The organism is Methylobacterium nigriterrae (assembly GCF_037106235.1).
Lineage (GTDB): Bacteria > Pseudomonadota > Alphaproteobacteria > Rhizobiales > Beijerinckiaceae > Methylobacterium > Methylobacterium nigriterrae.
In genome coordinates this window covers 1-18,158 of record NZ_JBAWTG010000091.1, presented here as the reverse complement: position 1 = coordinate 18,158, position 18,158 = coordinate 1, and the positions used below count along the sequence as shown (strand labels likewise).

Here is an 18,158-nt window from a genome sequence, read left to right as displayed (position 1 = left end):
GGCAACGCACAGTACCCGCCTCGTGCCGACGCACCGGGAACCTACGTGCTGGAGACGTAGGATCAAGGCTCCAGGCCCTCAGCAATTGCGAACAGTTAGTGATCTGCCCCCACGGGGTGGTCGGGGTATAGTGATAGTGCGAGCGTTAGGCCACTTCCGACCGCTCCGCCGGGTGACATATCGAAGGGCGTCGGATCGTCGCCCGATGACCGGTGTCGCGAGATATGCATTGGACCAAAGGCGATTTGGCCAAAGCGTAGAAAGGCTACTAAGGGTACGGCGCTTGCGCCACGCCAAGGCGGCCGTATAAACCCGCAACGACCGTTTAGAATTTATACGGCGCCTCAATCATTGAGACGTTCGTCCGAACTCAGTAGCTGTTTGCATAGACAGCGGCGAGCGGCCCTTCGCCCCTACCGCTTACGCCTTCTTGCGGCTTCCGTGTGACTTCAAAGCCTCGGAAGCTATCGCGGCTTCAAAAATCCCCGGGTTAGCTGCCCCGATGTTCTTGACGGGCGCCTGGCAAGGAACGCATTAAGGCTTCAAATTGGGGGGCGAGTTTTGAAGTTGCCAATCATCCTGTTGTTAACAGTGTATGCGGGCTTTGCACTGTCGGCACAAGCTCAAACTGGTGGAACAGTCAGGGAATCAGAGTGTCATCACCAAGATGATCCCAGCTTAAGGCTAGCCTGCTATGACAGATTGACTCAAAGGAAAGAATTGAAAGCCAAAATTAAAACAGAAAATCTCACTGATAAGTCCGGCCGAGAGGCCACTAGGCTGAATCTGACTGCGGTTTGTGATGTAAAAAAGTTGTTTGAAGATGTTTCTAGAATAACGCCCAAGAAAGATGATTTTCAAACAGAAGCAATTCACGAGGCAAACGTTCGAGCCGAGTTGCAGAAAGCCGGGATAAAGTCGTCTCAAATATTTTGCGAAGCTGCTCCGCATAAGCGCCTAAAATATAATGCAGAAAAAAGATCAATAAATGTTTTCTTGTTGGGTAATAACTATGCGGCTCCCGAAGTAAACCTTGGTAGTTATGAAGGCAAGAATGCATATGGAACGGTGATAAACGTAAGGAAATCGTCTCAGGAGACTTGGGAATTGGACAGCCTCTATAGTCTTTCGGAAATTGATATTCCGATTGCTCCAGAGAAAGCTAAAGAACAATTCGATGCTCTAGAAGTAGGAGTTTTCGGAGAACTCGTTAAGCCTTTCGTCTCGATTGATGATCACGCGTCGACTCCGACATTCTCCATGCCTTATGAGCAGCGATATATAACCCATAAAATCCACTTCAAGCCGACTTCCTACGTCATGTACAACGCAAAAACTAGAGACATTCTTTGGCAGTCGACAGTCTCCACCTGTAATGAAGGATACAGACCTGAGCTGAAGTTGGGGAAGTGCTAGGCGTTGCAATACCTGAAAAGCCCCGCGCTAGCTAATACGACAGGAGGCGAGATTCGAGACGCTGTCGCCCCCTTCCCTCTGCCGCAGGGTCTATCGCAAACGCGAACGCGCCGGCGTTCACGGCTCGTTAGCCATGCTCGCCCAGCGTGCCGCCTCCAACCAAGAGCCGGCCTTGGACTAGCCAGGCCGTTTCCGCAGGGGCTAGGCGGTTGAAGGCTCCGGCTAAGGGTGCGTGTTCAGAGCTTCTCGATCGATCCCGAGCTCCGCTCTATCCAGCGGCTGTGCCATCTCGGCCGCATCGACCACCCTCCTTCGAAGAAGGCCCTATGAGCGAGAAAAGACCCCAGACTTGGTTTGAGATGAAGGATCTCCGCCGCCGGCTTTATGCAAAGGCGGCTTGGATACCCCTGCGCGTCTCAGAAACAAAAATTTTTGAAGACGGCGCCGAAGAGATAATCGCGATCGGAAGCACGGCCATATTAAATGCATACCGTCATATTGGAGATAAACTTGGGTGGCATGAGGTCGGCATAGGGCATGATGCAGGGCCTTATGCGTTCCAAGATAAGCGCTATAAGAACGCCGAAACATTCCTCCATAACGAGAGAATTGCTATTGGCGCAGATCTCGTATTTGTACAAAATGTCGGAGCCGGCATTCCCAACAAATGGCATATAAACCAAGATTTATTGATTGCTCTAAACCTAGTAGAGGAAGGTGACTATTGGGTAAGGCCAGAGGAAGCTTATACTCCTGTTATTAGGACGCAAAAAGATACTGACGGGAATTTGAGGTCTATAGAGATAAAAAGCGAGTTCCTTGCTGATTATCTCGCAGCGCGTAACATGTCTTTGAGGCTGTCGTGCTACAGAGAAAGGCATGCCGTCTATTCTGACGCGTCTTACATTACCTGGGGAGACGGCGGCTACGTAGAAGAGTCTGAAAATCAGAAATTTGAGGCCCGTTTATTTGAGGTAAGTGCCGATGGCGGGCCTCTAGGCAGTGTCGCCGTCTTTGAGATATGGCGAACGGATGTTGATGAAGAAGAGGATGTTCCTGTATTCGGTCTCGAGACCGATGAGAATACCGCTCACAGAACAATGAGCTATGAGAGATCAGGGCCCAAAGCTTACCGAGTTGAGGGTGCTTTCTGGCGCGATGAATGGGTAGAACCTGCAGCTACCAGTGAGCGGGTGCGACAAGACGATCCCAAAGAATTCCCGTCATTCATCATTGAGGCTTCTGGTCAGAAAGAGACGAGCAACAACCTCCATTCAGAAGATATAGGAAGATATCTCTGGTTTAGTCCAAATGTAATTAATACAATACTCGGCATGAGAGGGAGCAGTATAGGTTGGTACACTGCTGACACCGGTTGGATTTCATTCTCAAATAATTGGCCCACTCATTTTGGGGTAAATAGTATCGGCCTCATAAATGTTTACGCCTATGACGTTGCGAAAGTTGCTCAATGGCAGCAGAGGATTTGGGCAGGACAAAACGTAACGCCAGATGGCGCTGTTTCTGGAGAACTGCTTTCATCTCAGATGAAATCTCGTCCAGCTCGCACAAAAGCTCCAGAGGGCATGTTAATCGCCATTATGGATGAGATAGACAAGGCTGCGCAGGATTGGAAAGGAATTTCAATTTTTACAAAACATGCTTCTACTGCGGATATCCTGCAAAAGGTTCATAGATTCCGTTCCGTAGACAGAGATGGCCTACTTGCTCTAGCAAAAGATATTGCTCGCCTAACGGCAGACAGAATTGATGCTTCAGCCATCCAAAAAATAGTTTCACCTCCAAAAGGAGAAAGGTGGGGAGGTATTAAATCTCTTGAAAAGCTGGTGGCGACATTGATCCCAGCTTCGGAAGCTAGATCCATGTTGACGCCGATTGTTGGCGCATATGAACTCCGACTTGGCGATGCTCATCTACCATCCGGCAAACTCCAGGACGCCTTCGCGATGGTGGATATTGATCCTGAGGCTATCCCGATCGAGCAGGGGCGGCAGCTCATTCAAGCTGTCGCGGCCTCCTTGGCACGGATTTGTGAGATGATCCGAGCGGCCCCTAGTCTGACCAGTTGATCCCACGTCTGACAAGGGTCTCTCGGGCGCCTAGGACGGCGCGGGCGGATCTGCGGCGGCGCAAGCCGAATGCTTCACGAGCCCGCTCAGTCCGAGCGGGCTTTTTGCTGGGCACACGCACCGAACGATGTCCGTGCAGCTCACGAGCTGGCTTCAGGTCGTCATTGGGGTGGTGGGCCTCGTGCTCCCCTTCCTTCCGGTCCTGCGGCGGTCGAACTGGCGCTCCCAGCGCACGGTCCGGTCCTCGCACTGGAAGATCGACCGCATCGAGCGCACGCGGCTCGAGATGATCGACGACAGCCGCTCCTAGTGACCGCACCTGCTGGCTGGCAGGCCAGCCTTCTGAAACGGGACCAGAGAAGTGCAGCTGGCCGCCGGCCTTATAGCTGATAAGGAATATTATGGTACAAAGGTAATGATGAAATACGTGCATTCGTGGGTGGCGGGAAGAGGCTCACCACCCAGTTGAAACGTCACCGCTCCTCTGCTCGGCGGCTGCAACCAGCTGTACCACGTGCCGCGCCATCTGCGGATTGAGCCGACACGCTCCATCAGCCCGCAGCACGAAGTCGGCTGGTTGCAACTCATCCTCCAGCGCGAAGCCTATCACGGCGCGATCCACGAGCGGTCGCACTGGCTCGACGAGATCCAGCGCGAACGCTGGTCCTTCCCGGTACTCGTGATGCATGATGCCGAGTGACGGATCGTAACCGTTCGCGAGGGCCCGGATTTTCGTCTGCCCTACCGCAACCGCGTAGCCGTAATTCAGCATGGCGTTGATCGGGTGCGTGGCGTTTCGGTTTTTGATTTTCTTGGTCGCGCGCACGGAGGCGCGCGAGCCGAAAAATTCCCAGTCCGGCGGAATCGGGTGACGCTTTGATTTTTTCCAGCGCAGCGGTGTTTGCCGCCACGCTTGAAAATACGCCTGAGCAGCGCCGCCCTCGAGGCCCTGTAGAGCCGTGATGCTCGTGGGCGGCGCTCGACGCAGCAGCACCACACACTCGGCGAGCTTGTCGCGCGTTTGATCAAGCGTGTCAGGCTTCGGGTGCAGCAGCGTGAGATTTTCCGCGGCACGCACAATTTTCGTCTGGATCAATTCGGACGCGAAGGCGATCCGCCGTTCAGGGTCGTTGCGCGTCGCCTGCTGCCACGCAACTTTCTCGCGATCGGCGCTGTAGCCACTGCCGCCTGCCACGGTAACCACGTCACCGGTCCAACTGACACGCAGCAGGGGCACATCCTGTTCGGCGAGCCAATCGAGCACGTCGAAGGTGAGATGCCCGCTTCCGTCGAGCACGACGATGCGTGCCGGCCGATCGAGGTCACCCCGAAAATACCGAAATGTCTCCTGCTCCTGCGGAAAATGCGTGAAGCCATTTTTGATGGCGAGGCTGCCATTTTCCACGCGCAGTGAAATGCCGTGCCCGCACAAAATCAGCGTTTCCGAGGAGCGCTCACGCCTTTTTCGCCCTGGCGCGGGGGGCAGTGTGTCTCCCCATATGGCGCTTCGCCGAGCCCACTCTAAAGAGTCTCCCCATTTCGCCATTTCGTCAGCGCCTCGAAGCGAATTTTCCTCAGCGGATTTTAGACGACCTAGGCGCCTCACGAAATCGGCTTTTCCGCGCCCGCTGACATTTTCACTAGGAAAACCAGCATGAGCGCCAGAAACTCGCGTTGGTACAATGCGTGATAGGCGGTCGAAGCCGCGTCGAACTCCACGGCGCTGAAATTTCCGGTCTTTATTGCCCGCTGCGCTTCTGCCCGAATTGCCCGAAGCGTACCACTCGCAATTTTTATCTGCGCGTCTGTACTCAGGCTAATTAATAATTTGATAGGGTCGTCATCTGAGCCGTGGTCGTAAAACATCCCGGAGAACAGGGTGGATGCCGACGTAATTGCGGTAAACGGGCTTGCAATCGAGCGGCCATGTTTACTCGTGCTGTCTGTGTCGGGCATGCGGCCTAAGCGAAGCGCCTGGATGTAAAATTCGTTTGGAACGCCCACGCCAGCTTTGTCGAACCGTGGATCCAGCTGGCCCATCTGCTTCAATAGGCTCTCGCGACGCTTGCCCCTGACTGGCCCGAATGTGTCCGCAGAAACCGAGCGAACCGGTGCGTTCAATTTAGCGCGAGCTCGGGCGTACTCCGTCGCCAACTCTGTCCGGATGTCGTGCGGTTCGATGCTGTAACCTCGTACGAATAACTGGAGCAAAATGGCATCACGATCTGAAATTCCGCCCGCGCGCAGTCGCGCGATCTGCAGGACCCTGCGGTAATGTGCGCGGCTGAATACGTAAATCGGTCGGAGGCCCTGATTTTTCTGACGCTCCCCCCGTTGGACCAGCCCCTGCTTAATCCATTCGTCTAATTTGCTCTGGCTAAAGCTCTGATTGTATCGGGCTGCTCGTGCAGAAGCTCGTGCCACAAGCTCCGCCTTAGAGTGCATCGGCCTTCGTTCGCATGAGGTGCTCCGGGTGCGTTCAGCAGATTCGGCCACCCGAATCACCACACCAAGATGACCGCCTTTCACTGAGAAAGCGGTAACGCCTGTGCCAAGAGATTATCGAGCGGAATACCGGCGGCGGGTCGAGCGCGGTCGGCAACGTGGTCTCACTGTCTCACAAGCGCGCGGTCACGCCCGATCCAGTGAAGCCTCAGTCCGAGCCAAACCGGCCGGCAGTGACATGCGTCTACAAGCGGCGCTCAGGCACTTCCTGAAGCATGGAAAGCTCGCGGCTGCCGCCCAAGCTGCCGGCGTATCGGCCGAGCGGTTACGCCGGTCGGTCTACGAGCAGAAGCTGGCAGAGCGTCAGGCGGGCCGCCTTCGCCGCGTGGTACGCGAGGCGCTCGTCACGTCACGCGGTCGCCAGCGCTGGATCAAGGCCGGGTTCGAGGCTGCATCGCGCATTGGCTCCCACAACGCTGCTGTCGGGCAGTTCCTCCAGACGAATGATGCGTCGTTACTCGCACCCTTCGAGGGCGAGATCGTCATCGATCTGAGCGGCAAGCGCCACCCTCTCGAGACAGACCCGAACACGCTCTACCGCCTCGCTGCAGCCGGCAGCGAGGGGTTCGAACAGGTCTACCGGCTCACCACCCTCTGACAGAGAACCCCTGATGACGAAAACCGAACTCGCGCGCGAACGGCGCAGGCAGCGTGCTCTTGAGCGGCTCGGGACCAATGACCCGCGCTGTGCCTGCTGTGGCGAAACCCATCACGCCTGCTTCGAGGCCCATCACATCGCGGGCCGCCGACACGACCCTGTGACAGTCCCCCTCTGCTGCAACTGCCACCGCAAGGTGACGGACGATCAGAAGGACCACCCACAACCTGTCCCCGGATCAGATCCGCTGCTGGAGGCGATCGGCCGCTTCCTGCTCGGCCTCGCTGACCTCATTCGCCGCATCCTGCCCAAGCTCACCGAGTTCGGCACCGCGCTGATCGAAGGCGCGCGCTCCGCACCATCCTGCTGAGAGGAGCTCTTACCGTGAACGCCCATACTGCCTCGCAAACGCCTTCTGCCGATTACCTGCCGCTCTCGATCCGCGCGTACGCGGAGCCAATCGGCGGTCGTGCACGTCCGTCATCTGGGGACGCGAGGCGTCTCACCACCTCTCCGTCCGAATGGACACTGGTGTTCGATACAGAGACGACCACCGACGCCGCTCAGGAGTTGCGCTTCGGTGCCTATCAGGTGCGGCAGGGTGAAGAGCTGCACGAGGCGGGGATCATCTACAACGAGGACACGGCCATTCTGCCGCTGGATCAGCGTACGATCCTGGAGGCCTACGCGCGCGAGCATGGCCACCGCTTCCTCACACGCGCCGCCTTCATCGATGAGGTGTTCTTCGGGATTGGCTACGATCTGCGCGCCACGATCGTCGGACACAACCTGCCCTTCGACATCTCACGGCTCGCCGTTCGGCACGGCATTGCGCGTGGCAGTATGTACGGTGGCTTCTCCTTCACGCTCTCGGAGCACAAGTTCCGCCCAGCGCTGCAGGTCAAGCACCTGACACAGCGCATCTCACTCATCCGTTTCGCCGCTCCATTTCGGGCACGACAGGCGCGCAGCCAGAGAGGCAGGAGTGAGAGGGCTCCCGTTCGGCGCGGCTTCTTTGTCGACACGAACACGCTAGCAGCCGCGCTGTTCTCGCGCTCATTCAGCCTTGCAGCGCTCTCCACGTTCCTCGCTGTTCCCCATCCCAAGCTTGAGACGGACGAGCATGGCGGTCCCCTCACGCCCGAGTACGTGGCCTACGCTGCGCGGGACGTGCAGGCGACCTGGGAGTGCTTCGTCGAGCTCAGGCAGCGCTACCATGCAATTGGGCTGTCAGAGACGCCCGTGCACCGGATCTACAGCGAGGCCAGCCTCGGCAAGGCGTATCTCAAGGCCATGGGCGTAAAGCCCTGGCGGCAGGCGCAGCCCAACGTTCCGGCTGATCTCTTGGCCAAGATCCTGGCGAGCTACTTCGGCGGGCGCTCAGAGGTGCGGATCCGGCGTGAGGTGCGGGAGGTCGAGCTCGTCGACTTCCTGTCCATGTACCCGACCGTCTGCACCCTCATGGGTCTGTGGAGGTTCGTCACCGCCAAAGGCATGCGCTGGCGTGCCGGTACAGCGGAGGTGCGGGAGCTCCTCGACCGGATTGGTGTCGCCGACCTGCAGCATCCGACCACCTGGCGCAACCTACTCGCGCTGGTGCGGATCAAGCCCGACGGTGACGTGCTGCCGGTTCGCGCGCACTACAACGGCAGCGCGCAAGCCACGATCGGCCTCAATCACCTCACCTCTGACGAGCCGCTCTGGTTCACCCTGGCTGACTGCATCGCCAGCAAGCTGCAGACTGGGAGGGCGCCAGTGGTCACGGAAGCCCTCATCTTCGAGCCTGGCGATCCGCAGCCAGGCTTGCATCCTGTGCTGATTGGCGGGGATACCAATTTCCGCGTCGATCCATACGAGCACGACTTCTACCGGCGCCTGATCGAGATGCGGCAAGGGGTGAAGGCAGAGCTCAAAGGCGCTTCGGGAGCGCAGCGGGACGTGCTCGACGTCCGCCAGCAGCAGATCAAGATCGCGGCGAACGCGACGAGCTACGGCATCTTCATCGAGGTGAACGTCCACAAGCTCGCCAGGCCCAAGCTTGCCTGTGTGCACAGCACAGCGCGCGAGCCCTTCGAGATCAAAACTGACAAGCTGGAGGAGGCAGGGCGCTACTATCACCCGCTGCTTGCCACTCTGATTACCGGGGCCGCACGGCTAATGCTCTCGACCCTGGAGCGGCTTGTCACTTACGAGGGCCTCGAATGGGCCTTCTGTGACACCGACAGCATGGCCATTGCCCGACCCACCGCAGGAGCCGCCAGGGAGAGCAAAGCAGCCTTTCACGCCAGCGTCGATCGGATCGTCGCCTGGTTCGAAGCGCTGAACCCCTACGCCTTCAGAGGGTCCATCCTGAAGGTGGAGGGCGTGAACTTTGCCCCAAGCGGCAAGACCCGCGAGCCACTGCTCTGCTTAGCGGTGTCGGCGAAGCGTTACGCGCTCTTCAACCGCGACGCAGACGGCAAGCCGGTGCTGCGCAAGGCCTCCGCTCATGGGCTCGGCCACCTTCGTGCGCCTTACGATGTCGCAGAGCCCAGTCCTGCGATCCCGGCCCCCTCGTTCCCGCTGAGCGAGCTTGGGGTTGAGCACTGGCAGCACGATCTCTGGTGGCAGATCGCAAGCGCGGCACTGAGCGGCCATCCGGAGCAGGTGAACTTGGCCTATCATCCCGCACTGCGAGGACCAGCTGTCAGCCGATATGCCGCCACCGGACCCGACATCCTGGCTTGGTTCAAGCGCTACAACGCTACGCGGCCCTATGCGGCCCAGGTGCGGCCATTCGGCTTTCTGCTATCACTGTTCGGTCGGGGTTCGCTGGCAACCGAGGCGGTCAATCAAGGTCCTCAGCGAAAGCGCAAAAGCGTCGCACCCAAACCCGTCAGCTCATTTGATCGGGATCACGCGCGTGCGGCAGCACAGGCCTTCGATCGGAACACAGGTCAGGGCGTGCCCGGCGCTTGCCTCAGCTCCTATGCTCAGCTGTTGGCGCAGTACCACCTACACCCCGAGGACAAGTTCCAGAACGCCGATTACAGCGACCAAGGCCGAACCAAGCAGCGCCATGTCGCAGCAGCGGGCGTGCGCCTGATCGGAAAGGAGGCTGACGATCTTGAGCGCCGGGTCTGCCTTGGGCTCAATGATGAAGCCGAGGTTGCCTATGAGGTCCCTCCTGAGTGTAACCGGGACTTGAGCGAGAATCTCACGCGCGCAAAGGCGCGAGTCGGGGAGCGTCGGCTTGCGGAAATCTTGGGCATCGCAAGAGAGACGTTGCGGCGGCTGATCGCATCCAAGCTATGTCCCGCATCTGACAGGGTGTGGCGTCACGTTTCAGCAGCGCTTCCGCGGTTCTGGGCAGAACACGATCGCGAGCAGGAAAGGCGTGCGAAGCTTATGTTATTGGCCCGCGAAGAGGCCGGGCGCAGCGGCTTGTCAAATTTGGCGGCTCGCGTTGGCTGCGATCCGTCGAACTTGGCGAAGGTGCTGGACGAGCACCGCACACCAAGCCGCACCCTGTGTGCCGCGCTGGCGAGGCTACCAGTCGGCGAAGAGCGTTTCTGAGGATGCTCCGTCAGAATCGCGGCGCTGGATAAGAGCTTCGCCGCACGTCATCCTCCATGGCTCGCAGTCTCGCGGTAATCCGGCGATTGTAGAGCCTCAGCGTCGCTCCGTCGCTGAGCTGAATATATTCCAGCTGCGATCCGTCGGATAAGGTCCAGTACATCTCGTTGGAGAAGTACTTCCTAGGCTTTGGTGCAGCCCCGAACTCTTCACTGATCTCCGCGACGACAGCTGAGAAATTCTGCCCCGTCTTGAAATTAAGCTCCACCGATGTAAGCGCGTTTGCGGCAGCGAACAAACGGAATTGTTGCCATTCCTTACTGCCGAGCATTGATCTGCGGTTGTCGCAGTCAAAATATGTTCGTTCGAGGTTCCAACTGCAGCTGAATCCCATGGCGCGAAGGCGGGCCGTCACCACGTCGATCGGATCGCCGGGCGAGAGCCCGCGGATGTCGCGCTTGAACGTTCCTGGTTGATGTTCGGCTGACGGCAACAGCGATCGTTGCGAACTCGGCGGTGTGCTGCTCGGTGAGGTCAGCGGCGTTTGCACGGCGTCTGAGCGTGTCTCGAGCTGCAACGCCCGCGGGGGCTCGGAAAGAGGTGCAGGTGTTAATGCGCCCCGAGCGCTCGACTCAGCGTGGGCATTAGGGACGACCGTCTCTGACCTTCCTCTGCGAGAGTCCGCATCTGGTGTGAACACAGCGGCGCGAATTGGCGCGGCATTCGCTGGCGTGTGCGACAACGTGGAGCGCGCCGCTCCTCCGTGCGTGCTGATTGTCGAGTAACCGAGAAACGCACTGCCAGCGAGGAGCGCCCACACTGTCGGCGAGACAACAGCGCCGACCAGGGTGAGGACCGCACCCAAGAGCGAAGTGCCAATGCCCGAGCCCGAGGATGCAAGAACACCGCGTACCAGTCCAACTATGCTGCAGAGGAACGCCAGCGGAACAAAGAAAATACCGATAGAGAAAATACCGAGCAGTCCAAACAAAATGCTGAGCGAACCTGCGATAAGCCCACCTGCTTGGGAGGCGCGCTCGTAAACGATGGTGGCCGCGACGCGCGCAGGCTCGTCACGCCCCTCCCCGAGACCAAAACCACTCATCAGACGCCCTGAAAGGTTCAAAAATAACCTTATCAGGGTCGAGAATTGCTGCAAGATGGCAGGATTGCGGACGATACGGCTGGTGATCGCGATGATCACCGCTCGTCAAATTCGTGCAGCACGCGCCCTGCTCGGCTGGTCGCAGCAGATGCTAGCGGACCGCGCCGTTGTCTCTCTTAATGCACTCGTTCGGCTGGAGAACGGTCGGGCAGACACTCGCCTCAGCACGCTGACCGCCGTGCAGACAGCACTCCTGCAAGCGGGGATCGAATTCTTGCCTGTCGGCGCGAAAGGCGAAGGTGTTCGCCTGCGCGATCCCGACGCTTAGTGCATTTCCGTTTCCGATCCAAGCTGGCCGTTGCGGGCCGTCGACGCCATCCTTGAAAGCAGTGGTTCCTCAGGCTGCTTTGCGCCCTTACCCATCACCCAGCCGTCACAGACGAAGGCTCCGAAGCGGATCTTTCGCTGACGCGGCAGGCTGGAAACGATAGTTGGAGAGCCGGCATCTCAGTCTGAGCTTGACAATTCTGGGCATTGATGACTAGGCGACGCATGATCAAATCGAAGCCTTTAGTTTGACTGGCATGTCTCACAAGGTGAGGATTCAGGAGGGCTGCTGGCAAAGGCCGGAATCCAAAGTCAAGCAGTCCTTTTCGCGAGCCTACATTCCGACGCCAAAAGCACCATATTATTGCGGGCGCTCCCGTTTCCGGCCCACGGCACCCTCATCAATGCTGAGTCCAGCGGGCTATGCCGGCCGCACCTGAACGCAAAAAGCCAAGGAAGTCCTCCCCTTTAAACTTGGATGTCTCGCTAATACTCAGGAGCACGAGGTATTCCCTTATGCCCTTTGCCGTGCTGGATGAGCCGATCGCGCTTCGCAGGCGTGCGAATGCTTTAATAGCGTGCTCTGCATTGTTATTGTTCCAGGGCACCCCGTCGTAATCAAGGAAGGTAAACAGCTTGGAGCGATTCTTTTCGAAGCGCCTGCGCCATCCCTGCGCCACCTCGCTGTGGCACTCGCGTTTCGAAAGTAACCGGTAGAAACGCTCTACATCTCTTTTGTGTTTATGGAGATACCAGGACTTTAGGCCGCGCTTATCTATTGTATCTATAATCGGTTTGAGGAGATTGGCAAAATCGGTCGCTACCTGTCGCATCTCGTCGTTGAATAGATTTTTTAGAACATCCTCGTTGATGTCGCGCAGGAGATGAATTAGGCACTTTTGCTGTGAGCATTCCAAGCTGTTATATCCGCTGTAGAAATCTGATACAAGCACTCCCTTAAAATCATGCAATAAATCCCGAACGACGCCAGCTTCACGTGATTGGGCATGGACATACGCCACTTCAGTGTGATTTGTGAAAACCCAGACGTAGTGTACCTCGCCGCCTATTCGGACTTGGGTCTCGTCCGCGTGGACGAGTGTTCCGCAGCCGATCCGGCCAAGAATGTTTTCATACACCGGTAGGTATCGCCGCGCGCAGCTGGTCTTTATGTTACTCACTGCGTTAATTGGCATATCCAAACCAAAAAGCGCATTCATGTTTCGAGCTACTGCCCGGATTGAGTTTCGAAGCTCGATGAGCTGGTAGACCACATAAGCTTGCAGATTCAGGCCGTACTTTCCCTCCCGCGACAGCTCCATTACGCCGTGCTTACAGTTCCAACACTGATACCGCATGAAGTTTTCCTGGACCGTCCAAAGCCTGACGCCAAAGCGTGAAAACCGCAGATCACAAGTAACCCTGCTACGTAGACCGTTTTTGTAGAACTTCCCTGAACCACATTTTGGACATGTCGTCGGTCGGGCCTCTTGAGCCCGGATCGTCCTGTTGACGCAAACATCGGCTCCCTTGTGAGGGCGTAATCGCTCGGAAATGGCCCGTGCGGCTTTCTTTCTAAATGAGCGCAAATAGACATTGCCTCGCTGGTAATCCCAATAGGCTGATTCGTTGATGTGCTGAAACTCAGGAACGGCATATGTCAGAGGGCCAAACCGAAGTGGATAGCTCCGTTCAAGTGCTTCCACTTTTACGCTGAAAGCCTCGGGGTCTGTCGATTGACTCCCTAAGCGTAGATTGGACAGCCGTTCACTCAGAATCTGAGTAGCTCGGCAATCCTCTGCATTGTAAGTCAGCAAGCGCTCTCTGAGCACTGGATCGTGAGAGAGTTCCCATCCGGCGCGCCAAACTAAGGTATTGGCCCCGGAGGCTTCTGGATCGGACCACTGAAATCCCAGGTATTTCGCAATCTCTTTTAACCCATTCGAATAAGTTGGAAAGTAGATTCGCGCAAAAGTAAGAGATAGTAAGTTGATCGCGCGAGACAGGAGCCCTTCAGCAAAAACGCTGTCTTCTAGATCACTGCAATAGCGGGCCTTCATCCGTCGGAGGAACTGCGTCTCGTAGCTGCCATAGTGAATGAGGCAGGGGTCACCAATCCGCTTGAGGGCGCTCAGGCATGAAGTCCACATCTCCTGCTCGCCAGCTTCGTCGTCTGCCCAAAAGGACCGTTGGACCTCTTGCTCGCCAGAGGAGTATCGAAGGCCAACCAGGTAGTAGAAACTCCGATCCGGGATGCCCTCGACATCAATATAAGCTACGGTTCCAGCGGGTGAGAGGGTTGGGGACCCGACAATGTGGATGCGGCCCGTGCGGACCGCCAGAGCCTTCAGCGCAGGGTCGTGCTTCAGTTTGGTATCCGAGGCGCTGCGCCTCCGACGTGGGGGCCGGAAGGTGTAAGACAGCTGCGCTACGGTAGAGATGCCTTTTTGCATCGTCCTCTTCCGCGCCTTGCCCGACATGGTTGGTAGTAGACTCAGATCGTCGTTTTCGATCGCTAACTTGCGGCACCGCGTCTGAAATTGGCAGGTCGGGCAATACTTATTGAGTTCGAGGGCAGGCGGCGTTGCGGCCGACAGAATCACTCTGGCTGTCTTGAGAACGCTACGTGCCCTCACGAGCAACTTAGCGATAGGCACACTCTGCTTAACGCAGTTCGAGCCACGGATGATCATACCTGTTGACGGCGTCTGCCCGGCGATCTCGGAGGTGGCGAGTGTGTCGAAGGCGAGGGCGAGTTTGTCTGCGGTGTTCGTCTTCTCGTTTCGGGCACAACGAATGGGGCGGTAGATGATGCGCGCTCGTGCGCCTGCGAGCGGCAATCGCTCCAACGCGTCCGGATGCCCGGTACCCCACGAAAAGGGAATGTCCGGATCAATGACCAAGCTATAAATGCCAGCCCGCAGAGTTTCGGGTGGAAGCGTTCCGACGAATACCTCGCGCGGCGGAACGCCTGCTCGCAGACGTTCCAAAGCCCGCAGCTTGATCTCGGCATCGAGGGACTGCCTGAGAGCTTCGGTGTCGGATGTCAGGCCCACAGCGCCTTGCTGCAGCAAGTATGCCTTGGTTTCGCACTCTAAGAATGCAGCAAAAATCGGCCCGGAAATCGCTTTGCCCATTAGCATGATAGGCTTCTCCGCTCTCATAGGCGGTCTGGCAGCACGTTGTGTCGGCGATGCTCGCGGTAGTCTGGAACACGCAAGGGCTGTGAGTACGTCGGAGCCCTGATTCCGGACTCCAGCTGCGGTTGCGCTCACGTCATAGTAAACACAGGCTTTTGCACCACGGGAAGTGCAGTGAGTCCTTCGTGCCCTATCCAGATTCGAAGCCAGCATGGTGCTATCATCGGAGCATGCTTTACCGGCATACTCTCTGGGCAAAATCACGAAGCCGCCTACCAGCCCTTTGGGCAGATTTGGTCCGAAGCTATTTTAGCACGCAAGGGCTGCTGGCGCCCATTACTCGCTCAAGAGCCGGCCGACAGCAGCCGGTCAGCTCATGCCGTTCGATGAACGTACGCTTTTCCGATCTCTCGCCCGAAAACAGACCGTCGCAAATCCTCCCAACTGCGACATTGGTCGAACTGATTGAGCTGACACCGATACGCCGATGCGGTCAAAACTGGCCCACCCCACCGCCTATCTCTATACCCCCCCCACGGGGTGGTCCAGGTTCAAGGTTAGTGCACGGTTGGCCGCTCTACCACGGGCAGCTTGGCCGAAGCGGCGGGCCAGACCGTGAAGGCAGGCATGAACACCTCCGGAGCTGGCGGTTGGTAGCCCAATGATCCGTGCGGCCTGACCGTGTTGTAGTGGCATCTCCAGCTCTCGATCACGATCTGTGCCTCCTTGAGCGTGTAGAAGATCTCGCCGTTGAGCAGTTCGTCCCGCAGACGAGCGTTGAAGTTCTCGACGTACCCGTACTCCCACGGTGAGCTTGGTGCAATATAGGCCGTCTTCGCGCCGACAGCGGTGATCCACGACTGCACGGACTCGGCGACGAACTCCGGTCCATTGTCCGAACGGATGTGGCTGGGCACCCCGCGTAGGATGAACAGGTCCGACAGCACGTCGATCACATCCGCCCCCTTGAGCTTGCGGGCCACACGGATGGCCAGGCACTCGCGCGTGAACTCGTCGACGACGTTGAGCATCCGGAACTTGCGTCCGTCGTGCGTGCGCGCCTCGACGAAGTCATACGACCAGACGTGGTTGCGGTGCTCCGGCCGCAGCCGCAGGCTCGACCCGTCCCCGTCCCAGAGCCGACCGCGCTTGGGCTGACGCGCTGGTACCTTCAGCCCCTCGCGCCGCCAGATCCGCTCGACCCGCTTGTCGTTGACCAGCCAGCCGGCCGCCTTCAGCAACGCGCTGATCTTGCGATAGCCGTAGCGCCCGTATCTCCCTGCCAATTCGACAAGGTCGGCCGTCAGCGCCGCCTCGTCATCACGGCCCCGCGGCACCTTGCGCTGTGTCGAGCGATGCTGACCGAGCGCCCGACAGGCGCGGCGCTCGGAGACGTGCAGGACGTCCATGATGTGCTCGACACAGGCGCGCCGGCGCGCGGGGCTCAATAATTTCCCCGGGACGCCTCCTGCAGGATCAGCTTGTCCAGCGTCAGATCCGCGATCGCCTTGCGCAGCCGCTGGTTCTCGGTCTCCAGATCCTTCATCCGCCGGACCTGATCCGGCCATTGCAGGCTGATATCCGCAGCTTACGGATGTCGGGCCGGCGCAGCAGAGTAAGTTTCACTGGCTCGCCTGCGTTGAGCAGCAGTTAATTTCAGCGACCCACTTTCAGCGTCGCTACGAGAAGGGGTCTCCTGCTTGGCACCGCTCCTGCGGCGCTTGCCTTTGGGCGTTGGCCGGGGCTTGCACGCCTCCTGTGCCGGTTCTGAGCCGGCCTGAACGAGCAATTTTGGGAGATCACCCAAGTTCCGGTGACGGACCTTGAGAGCGACTTGGGTCCAAATCGGTCTTTCCGTTCGATCCCCTCGCACCCGTGCTCGCCGGGCTCTCTCACAAGCCTCGCTGAAGGCGGCACTGCCGTAGAACTCAATGAGACTCGCCACGTCCGATCGGATCACCTCGTTCGCGACTTTTTGCGCGTTGCGCGTGCTGTTTTCGAGGCGAAACATCAAACCCTCCCGCATGCACTGCCGCCAGATTTTCGATGATGACGCGAGCCACGAACGGAGTCATCCTGGATTGAGGGTCCGGTGAGGTACACATCTCGCGGCCAAGAGGGCTTTCACATGTCGGGCCACTCGGTTCACGTCAAGCTGGACGGGAGAACCTATTCCGGCACATTCAAGGTTGATCGGAACTTCATGACCGTCACGACGCCGTACGGCAAGAAGACTGTTCAGGTAGATAAGCTGCAACATGCGGCACTCGCACAGAGGCTGTTAGAAGAACTTGTGCGGCAGGAAAAGGCGCGGAAGGGCTCGCTACTCTGATCGCCGTTTGCAGCCCACTGCAGTGCGCCGGACCTACTCCATCTGCGGGCGGTAGGGACTACCGAAGAACTCGACCTCCGCGACCTCCAAGAGGCGGATGACCCGCTGCCCGATGGCGCGCAAGGCTGCGACAAACTCGGGCTCATTGTCGGCGGAAGCCAGCACCTCCGAGCCGGATGCACCGCCTGCCGCCACAACGTGGAGAAGACCGGGATTGTCGCTGCATGCGACAATGCGGACGGCGAGCGTGCCGACCCTTCCGAGTTCCTCCACTGTCTTCCAGCGCTGGTGGTGGACGTTCGCAGAGGGCCTGACGAAGTGGACGACGTCACCCATGTACGGGTACTCCTCCACAAGGGCGAGCGCAGTAACCATCCTCGCACGTGTCCGCACCTGGCGCACGTCGGGGCGCCCCTGCGCCACCAATCGCACAGACAGCGCCTTCCCGTGAGGCTCCGCACACATTGAGCCAGCCACACGAACGCACTGATCAAACACGATGTCATAGCCTCAGCCGTGCCGCTTTTCGCAACAGCAGTGCTACTGGCGGGCTACCATCAAGCGTACCCGCCTGCTCAATGACCGCCTATCCAGGCACCGGAAGAGCCAAAATCGAGTTCCTGAGAGTTCTTTGCTGTTTCAAGCGCTGTCCTGCGCTAGGTGGTACAGGTGAGACAGGCGGTACTCGAAGGAGAAATTTTGAGCGGGGGCGGTACCGAAGAGGGTGCAGGATGGGACAGGTGGCTCCCACCCCGGGCCGGTACCACACTATACCACCTCGGCTGGCTCACTCTCGCCCTGCAGTACCGCCTGTACCCTCTGTACCACCCTTGCTGGAGCATTGCGGCACTGATCACGACCGTGCCCGCCACTTTCTTCGGCCCCATGCCGGTCGTGCTCGGGAGCAGGATTTTAGCTCACCAAGGCCCGAAGTCGTCATCCCCATCGTTTGGCCAAGGTTCAGGGTTCCTTCTTGGCAGCACAGGCAGATGTGGAAGGGGAGGCAACTCAGCTGCATCGCGCCGTGCCGTTCGCGGGGCCAGGTTCGCCTGGGCTGAAGGGTGCTCGCGCCCCCTTCCGGGAGCTGGGC

13 protein-coding genes and 1 pseudogene are annotated in these 18,158 nt (G+C 58.4%); 8 read left to right on the top strand and 6 right to left on the bottom strand.

Going from position 1 to position 18,158, the window contains the following annotated elements; all coding sequences use genetic code 11:
* Positions 1-567 precede the first annotated feature (567 nt).
* The 3 genes from WDW90_RS27355 (at position 568) to WDW90_RS27345 (ending at position 3,816) form a co-directional block, all read left to right on the top strand.
* Positions 568-1,416 carry a hypothetical protein gene (locus WDW90_RS27355; protein ID WP_336490669.1) on the top strand — a complete coding sequence of 283 codons (849 nt, stop codon included), beginning with the start codon at positions 568-570 and terminating at the stop codon, positions 1,414-1,416.
* Positions 1,417-1,742: 326 nt separating this feature from the next.
* The gene (locus tag WDW90_RS27350) at positions 1,743-3,506 is read left to right on the top strand and encodes a hypothetical protein (protein WP_336490668.1); all 1,764 of its coding nucleotides are present in this window, start codon (positions 1,743-1,745) and stop codon (positions 3,504-3,506) included.
* Positions 3,507-3,633: 127 nt separating this feature from the next.
* Positions 3,634-3,816, top strand: coding sequence for a hypothetical protein (locus tag WDW90_RS27345; RefSeq protein WP_336490667.1), 183 nt, complete (start codon positions 3,634-3,636; stop codon positions 3,814-3,816).
* A gap of 144 nt (positions 3,817-3,960) precedes the next feature.
* On the opposite strand, the gene cas1 is transcribed toward WDW90_RS27345, so the two are convergent.
* Together cas1 and WDW90_RS27335 are read right to left on the bottom strand one after the other, a co-directional pair.
* Positions 3,961-4,938, bottom strand: coding sequence for a CRISPR-associated endonuclease Cas1 (gene cas1 / locus WDW90_RS27340; protein ID WP_336490666.1), 978 nt, complete (start codon positions 4,936-4,938; stop codon positions 3,961-3,963).
* Positions 4,939-5,108: 170 nt separating this feature from the next.
* Positions 5,109-5,951, bottom strand: a complete 843-nt coding sequence (locus tag WDW90_RS27335) for a hypothetical protein (protein ID WP_336490665.1) — start codon at positions 5,949-5,951, stop codon at positions 5,109-5,111.
* Positions 5,952-6,189: 238 nt separating this feature from the next.
* Between WDW90_RS27335 and WDW90_RS27330 the strand changes: the two genes are divergently transcribed.
* From WDW90_RS27330 to WDW90_RS27320, 3 genes are read left to right on the top strand one after another with little or no spacing between them, the layout of a single operon-like run.
* Positions 6,190-6,609, top strand: coding sequence for a hypothetical protein (locus WDW90_RS27330; protein WP_336490664.1), 420 nt, complete (start codon positions 6,190-6,192; stop codon positions 6,607-6,609).
* 13 nt (positions 6,610-6,622) lie between these two features.
* Positions 6,623-6,979, top strand: a complete 357-nt coding sequence (locus tag WDW90_RS27325) for an HNH endonuclease (protein WP_336490663.1) — start codon at positions 6,623-6,625, stop codon at positions 6,977-6,979.
* Between the two features lie 14 nt (positions 6,980-6,993).
* Positions 6,994-10,164, top strand: a complete 3,171-nt coding sequence (locus tag WDW90_RS27320; protein ID WP_336490662.1) for a hypothetical protein — start codon at positions 6,994-6,996, stop codon at positions 10,162-10,164.
* A 10-nt stretch (positions 10,165-10,174) separates the two neighbouring features.
* Here the strand turns inward: WDW90_RS27320 and WDW90_RS27315 are convergent, their stop codons facing one another.
* Positions 10,175-11,368: a hypothetical protein gene (locus WDW90_RS27315; RefSeq protein WP_336490661.1), complete on the bottom strand. Its 1,194-nt coding sequence runs from the start codon at positions 11,366-11,368 to the stop codon at positions 10,175-10,177.
* Between WDW90_RS27315 and WDW90_RS27310 the strand changes: the two genes are divergently transcribed.
* On the top strand, positions 11,361-11,597 hold the full coding sequence (locus tag WDW90_RS27310) for a helix-turn-helix domain-containing protein (RefSeq protein WP_336490670.1): 237 nt from the start codon (positions 11,361-11,363) through the stop codon (positions 11,595-11,597). The two genes, WDW90_RS27315 and WDW90_RS27310, sit on opposite strands and share 8 nt — an antisense overlap.
* A gap of 400 nt (positions 11,598-11,997) precedes the next feature.
* Here WDW90_RS27310 and WDW90_RS27305 read toward each other — a convergent pair whose 3' ends face one another.
* Positions 11,998-14,739: a TM0106 family RecB-like putative nuclease gene (locus WDW90_RS27305; protein ID WP_336490660.1), complete on the bottom strand. Its 2,742-nt coding sequence runs from the start codon at positions 14,737-14,739 to the stop codon at positions 11,998-12,000.
* 554 nt (positions 14,740-15,293) lie between these two features.
* Positions 15,294-16,297: pseudogene (locus WDW90_RS27300) on the bottom strand (IS3 family transposase); the annotation flags it as partial.
* Positions 16,298-16,864: 567 nt separating this feature from the next.
* Between WDW90_RS27300 and WDW90_RS27295 the strand changes: the two are divergent.
* Positions 16,865-17,068 carry a hypothetical protein gene (locus tag WDW90_RS27295; RefSeq protein ID WP_336490659.1) on the top strand — a complete coding sequence of 68 codons (204 nt, stop codon included), beginning with the start codon at positions 16,865-16,867 and terminating at the stop codon, positions 17,066-17,068.
* Positions 17,069-17,101: 33 nt separating this feature from the next.
* Here WDW90_RS27295 and WDW90_RS27290 read toward each other — a convergent pair whose 3' ends face one another.
* Positions 17,102-17,443 (bottom strand): hypothetical protein, encoded by a 342-nt coding sequence (locus tag WDW90_RS27290; RefSeq protein WP_336490658.1) that lies wholly within the window; start codon positions 17,441-17,443, stop codon positions 17,102-17,104.
* Positions 17,444-18,158 lie beyond the last annotated feature (715 nt).